Below are 419 nucleotides of genomic sequence, written 5' to 3' on the forward strand. Positions count from 1 at the left end.
AAAGCCAAGCGAATAGCACGCGCTTGATAACGTACCCCGTTTTCTGAGATGGTATTTTCCCAAAGTGAAGTCGCTAAACCAGCTTGTCTAGAATATTGTTGAAGAACCTGATAAGAAGAATGTATCTCTAATTTTTCCGTTAACTGCCCCCATTCATCGTTATAGCGTAGTACTGGTCGGTAACGATTCGCTAAAGAAGAGTGCTCCCATGCTTCACGACTTGCTACAAAATCTCCTATTTCTTCAAAACTTGCTAATAAAAACTTAGGCAAAGTAGAAGCAATACGAAACATAAGTGTATCACTAAGAAATGCATTTTTTCGGCGAGCATTTTGCGTAGACACAGCACTCATAGGCATATTCCATTATTCAAATTATTCATATCATAGACTATTTGTCTTTTTGCAGTTAAAAAACAT

1 pseudogene is annotated in these 419 nt (G+C 37.5%); it reads right to left on the reverse strand.

What is annotated here, in order from left to right:
• Positions 1 to 353: pseudogene (locus J7R10_RS08990) on the reverse strand (acyl-CoA dehydrogenase family protein); the annotation flags it as partial.
• Positions 354 to 419: the final 66 nt, after the last annotated feature.

This window comes from Bartonella vinsonii subsp. berkhoffii ATCC 51672, from assembly GCF_902825225.1.
GTDB classification, from domain to species: domain Bacteria; phylum Pseudomonadota; class Alphaproteobacteria; order Rhizobiales; family Rhizobiaceae; genus Bartonella; species Bartonella berkhoffii.